The 4,383-nt window shown below is 54.1% G+C and carries 4 protein-coding genes; 2 read left to right on the forward strand and 2 right to left on the reverse strand.

Annotated elements, in window-relative coordinates:
• Window positions 1-84: hypothetical protein (locus tag HED65_RS22875; protein ID WP_223256819.1), on the forward strand; the 84-nt coding region annotated here is incomplete at its 5' end.
• Window positions 85-163: 79 nt separating this feature from the next.
• Here HED65_RS22875 and HED65_RS22400 read toward each other — a convergent pair.
• Window positions 164-2,206 carry an AsmA family protein gene (locus HED65_RS22400; RefSeq protein ID WP_114980188.1) on the reverse strand — a complete coding sequence of 681 codons (2,043 nt, stop codon included), beginning with the start codon at window positions 2,204-2,206 and terminating at the stop codon, window positions 164-166.
• 65 nt (window positions 2,207-2,271) lie between these two features.
• On the reverse strand, window positions 2,272-3,045 hold the full coding sequence (pdeH, locus tag HED65_RS22405; protein ID WP_028018351.1) for a cyclic-guanylate-specific phosphodiesterase: 774 nt from the start codon (window positions 3,043-3,045) through the stop codon (window positions 2,272-2,274).
• Window positions 3,046-3,274: 229 nt separating this feature from the next.
• Between pdeH and kdgK the strand changes: the two genes are divergently transcribed.
• On the forward strand, window positions 3,275-4,204 hold the full coding sequence (gene kdgK, locus HED65_RS22410) for a 2-dehydro-3-deoxygluconokinase (protein WP_114980189.1): 930 nt from the start codon (window positions 3,275-3,277) through the stop codon (window positions 4,202-4,204).
• Window positions 4,205-4,383 lie beyond the last annotated feature (179 nt).

Genomic DNA, 4,383 nt, shown 5'->3' on the forward strand with positions numbered 1-4,383 from the left:
TGCTATGAAGTGTGGTGGTACAGCACGAAAGTGGGGGTGATCGACCTGAGGAAACAGTCGATCACCATGGGTAAAGGATGTTAAAAAGTGTTCACTATGTCCCCGAACACCTGTCTACCATGTCCCCGGACTGTACAGCCCACAGGGAGAGGGAGAAAGGGCGCTACTTCTTCATCTGTGACAAAATCGTCCGGCACTGATTCGCTTCTCCTTCTGAAGGGGAAATCAACGCCAGCAGCGCTGCAGCTGGGGTAACCAGCGTCGCGAGGGCTGCCGCCACCGCACCACGCGCAATCAGAGGCCCGGGCTTCACACCCGCCTGGGGGTTTTTGAAGGTGCCGCGTACATAAAGCGGCGAGCGCAGGGTGATGATACGAATCCCCTTACTTTCCGGATCGATCGTCAAATCAAGCTGCTCGGAGGCCATACTGGCGGTACCGGTCACGTTAATGACTGCGTTTTCCGTGTCAAAGGCAAAAATCTGCGGGCGTGCCACGCCATTAACCAGATCCAGATTGGCCGCTGCGCAGTTCACCCGTACCTCGTCATCACCGAAGATTTGCCCGATAACGTAGTTACCGACGTTCAACCCCAGGATCTCCATCAGGTTGCGGCTCACCAGTCCGTCGTTCATCAGAAGCTTCAGGTTGCCATTACTGCTTCCCAGCAGCGCCGCCACGGAGTTCCCCACGCCGCGAATGTCGGCATCACCGTTCATTTCGCCGAGGGTTTTCTGCATTAGCTCCACGTTCGGCATCAGCGCTTTCAGCTTCAGCCTGCGGGCCTGAATATCGGCTCGTCCCTGCATCGGCTTTTTATCGCCTTCCAGGTGAATGTTCGAGGAAATTGTCCCGCCTGCCATGCCAAATTTTAGCGGCTGCAGGCGCAGGTCGGCATTCTGGAGGAGAATATGGGTCGAAAGATTGCTGATCGGCAACGTGCTGCCGTGTTCAATTTTGCCGCCTTTGAAGCGTACATCCGCATCCATTACATTCCACTTGTCGGTCTCAAAACGGTCGTAGGGCAGCACTTTCCCCGCGGGCTGGAGGTCCTTCTTCACCTCTTTTGTCTTCGTACCTTTACCAGAATCAATACCTATCAGCGGGCCTAAGTCAGCCAGACGCAGCTGGCGGGACTCGACATCCCCTTCCAGTTTCGGGCGCGGTTTCCCGGTGGTGTAAGTCAGTGAGCCGTGGATATCACTGTCACCAATACGACCGTTGAAACCCCGGTAATCAAATACCGACGATTTTTCTGCATTGATTTTCGCCACCAGATGGCCGTCGGTCTCAAACGGCGGCGTATCCGGCAGTAGCACGCCAGTGAGCTGATACAATTCGCCCAGCGATTCACCGGCAAATTTCAGCTGTAGATCGACCCCCCCCATGTTCATCGGATCGTTGACCGTCCCCACGAACGCCACACGGGTATTTCCGGAACGGAAATCCGCCTGCACCGGGAACGGCGTGCCTTCGCTCCTGAGCGCCAGCATGCCGCCTATTTTCCCTTTACCGCTGAGAGGTTGATCGTTGTAGCGTCCCTTTGCTGTCAGGCCGAATACGTAATCACCCACGTTGGTGTTGTCGCCTTTCGCTTTGCTGCCAGTCACTTCGCTAAACGGCAATGGTTTGCCCAGCGGATCAACCAGGATCTCCACCTCCACCTTGTTGACCTTATCGTCGATGGCGATCCGTCCGCGATCGAAAAGAATATTGTCGAGACGGAATGACCAGGAAGAAGGCTGGGCATTCGGATCTTTTTCGCTGTCGCTGGCAAGGTTGAATGTCCAGTTGTTGTTTTTTTCAGAGAGGCGAATCAGCCGTGCATCGGGCTGCTGAAGCTTGATCCACGGCAGATAGACCGTTTTGGACAATAGCGCTAACGGGGCCAGCGTGGCTTCAACGCGGGGCAGATGCACCATGGTGACATCCGGGATATCTGGCGGGTTGCCGAGGATGATGTCGTCAGCGTGAACATGTGGCCAGGGGATCCAGCTTCGCCAGCCGGTCTCCTCTTTCTGACGTTCCCAAACCACCCCTAAATCACCACGTATGGCGAAGGGACGGTTCAGCTCGGTTGAGACTTTCTGGTTGATGGTCGGCTTAAGACGGTTCCAGTCAAACGTCGCAACAATGACGACGAAAACCACGATCAACAACAAGAAAATCCCTGCAACCCAGGAGATTACCCTGGCTGTTTTTGTCATTGTTTTCCCCTTTCCTGATGACCTGTCCTGTAAAACTATAGTTCAGACAAAGGGAAGCGGGCTTATCAGAGGGTCGTTATCACGTTATCGAGGTGATCCATGGGGACCGGGCGAGAGAGGAAATAGCCTTGCGCCGCCGCTGCAGGAGAGTTTTGCACATCACGCCACTCTTCCAGCGTTTCCACGCCTTCAACAATCACCCCCTGGCAATAGCGGTTCATCAGCTGTAATAACAGCGTAAACAGATTCCGCCCTTCAGAGGTCTGGCGCAGCATAATGAACAGCTCGCGGGCCACTTTAATGTAGTCATAATGCACTTCACTCAGGGCAGAGAAGTTCGCCATGCCAGTGCCAAAATCATCCAGCCACAGCGGGCCATACTCACATATTGAAGCAAACGAAGAGTCCTGCGGCAGTCGGACATGCTCGACCAGCTCAAAGCGCATCCATGGCAGGGTGGCGATCAATTCCTGCAATTTCGCATTCTGACGCAGCGCCAGCAGAGTTGGGCCATCAACGTTCACCGAGGCGAGGATATCATTCTGCTCGAAAAAGGCCTGCTTCGTCGCCAGCATACGGAGCTGTTCTTCCAGCACATCCAGGCGCTGGCGAACGGCAACTTCGGCAAAATAGCGATCCGGTGCGATACGCTGAGAAGGGTTTGATGGATGCGTGACGACGGTCAAAATTTCAATTGCCATCAGTCGACCATCAGTCCGGTAGATCGGCTGATAGGTGTACGCGCGCTCACATTGCAGCCAGTAGCGATGCTCCTGCAAGTTCTCAATACTTGCCTCAGGCGTAGTGCTCAGCCGCTGGATAACCTGCTCTGACTTCATTTCAGATGTCCTGTTGTTGGGATAGCCTTTCTGGACTCGTCACAGGATTATCGGCGCAACAATTGAGAACTTTATGTTCAATTCACGGGGAAAATGAAATTAAGATGACATAAGTGAGCAGGAACACGCGCTGGCTCAAATAAAATAATGGAACGTTGTTTTAATATAGTTGACCAGTTAATTCACTCAGCGCACACTGCTGATAATTCTTCTGTTCAGGTTCACGACTATGTCCAAAAAAATTGCCGTGATTGGCGAATGCATGATTGAGCTGTCACAAAAAGGCGCGGAAGTCAGCCGCGGATTTGGTGGCGATACGTTAAACACGTCCGTTTATATTGCCCGTCAGGTTGCACCTGAGGCGCTCACCGTGAACTATGTCACCGCACTGGGTACCGATAATTTCAGCCAGCAAATGCTGGACGCCTGGCAGAGTGAACACGTTGAAACCTCGCTGATCCAGCGTATGGAAAACCGTCTCCCGGGGCTCTACTACATCGAAACCGACAGCACCGGTGAGCGCACATTTTATTACTGGCGTAACGAAGCCGCAGCTAAGTTCTGGCTTGAGAGTGATGCTGCCGCCGACATCTGTGAAAAACTGGCCACGTTTGATTATCTCTATCTGAGCGGGATCAGCCTGGCAATCTTAAGCCAGGACAGTCGCGAAAAACTGCTCTCTCTGCTGCGCGAATGCCGTGCCAACGGCGGTAAGGTTATTTTCGATAACAACTACCGCCCCCGCCTGTGGGCCAGCCGTGAAGAAACGCAGCAGGTTTATCTGCAGATGCTGCAATGCACCGATATCGCCTTCCTGACCCTTGATGATGAGGACGCCCTCTGGGGTGAGAAACCGGTAGAGGAGGTGATTGCGCGCACACAGGCCGCTGGCGTGAGCGAAGTGGTGATTAAGCGAGGTGCGGATTCGTGCCTGGTCGCTATTGCAGGTGAAGCGTCGGTTGAGGTTCCGGCCGTGAAGCTGGCCAAAGAGAAAGTGATTGATACCACGGCGGCAGGGGATTCATTCAGCGCGGGCTATCTGGCGGTACGTCTGACGGGTGGAACGCCGGAAGCGGCGGCACTGCGCGGGCATCTGACGGCCAGCACCGTGATTCAGTATCGCGGGGCGATTATTCCGCGTGAGGCGATGCCTGTTTAAGTATGGTGTGGGCTGATCCCCTCTCCCACAGGGTGTACAGTCCGGGGACATGGTGAACACTTGTTCGGGGACATGGTAGACACTTACAACTAAGGCATAAGAACCCGTTAATGGAGTCGCTTATGCCCTGGGATGCGAGAGATACCATGTCATTACGTACCGAGTTTGTTTTGTTCGCC

This window comes from Pantoea sp. LS15 (genome assembly GCF_012241585.1).
Classification (GTDB): domain Bacteria; phylum Pseudomonadota; class Gammaproteobacteria; order Enterobacterales; family Enterobacteriaceae; genus Enterobacter.

Bases quoted from the DNA above. Each gene is read 5' to 3' on its own strand.
- HED65_RS22400 (WP_114980188.1), bottom strand. From the start codon at position 2,206: ATGACAAAAACAGCCAGGGTAATCTCCTGGGTTGCAGGGATTTTCTTG.
- kdgK (WP_114980189.1), top strand. From the start codon at position 3,275: ATGTCCAAAAAAATTGCCGTGATTGGCGAATGCATGATTGAGCTGTCA.
- pdeH (WP_028018351.1), bottom strand. From the start codon at position 3,045: ATGAAGTCAGAGCAGGTTATCCAGCGGCTGAGCACTACGCCTGAGGCA.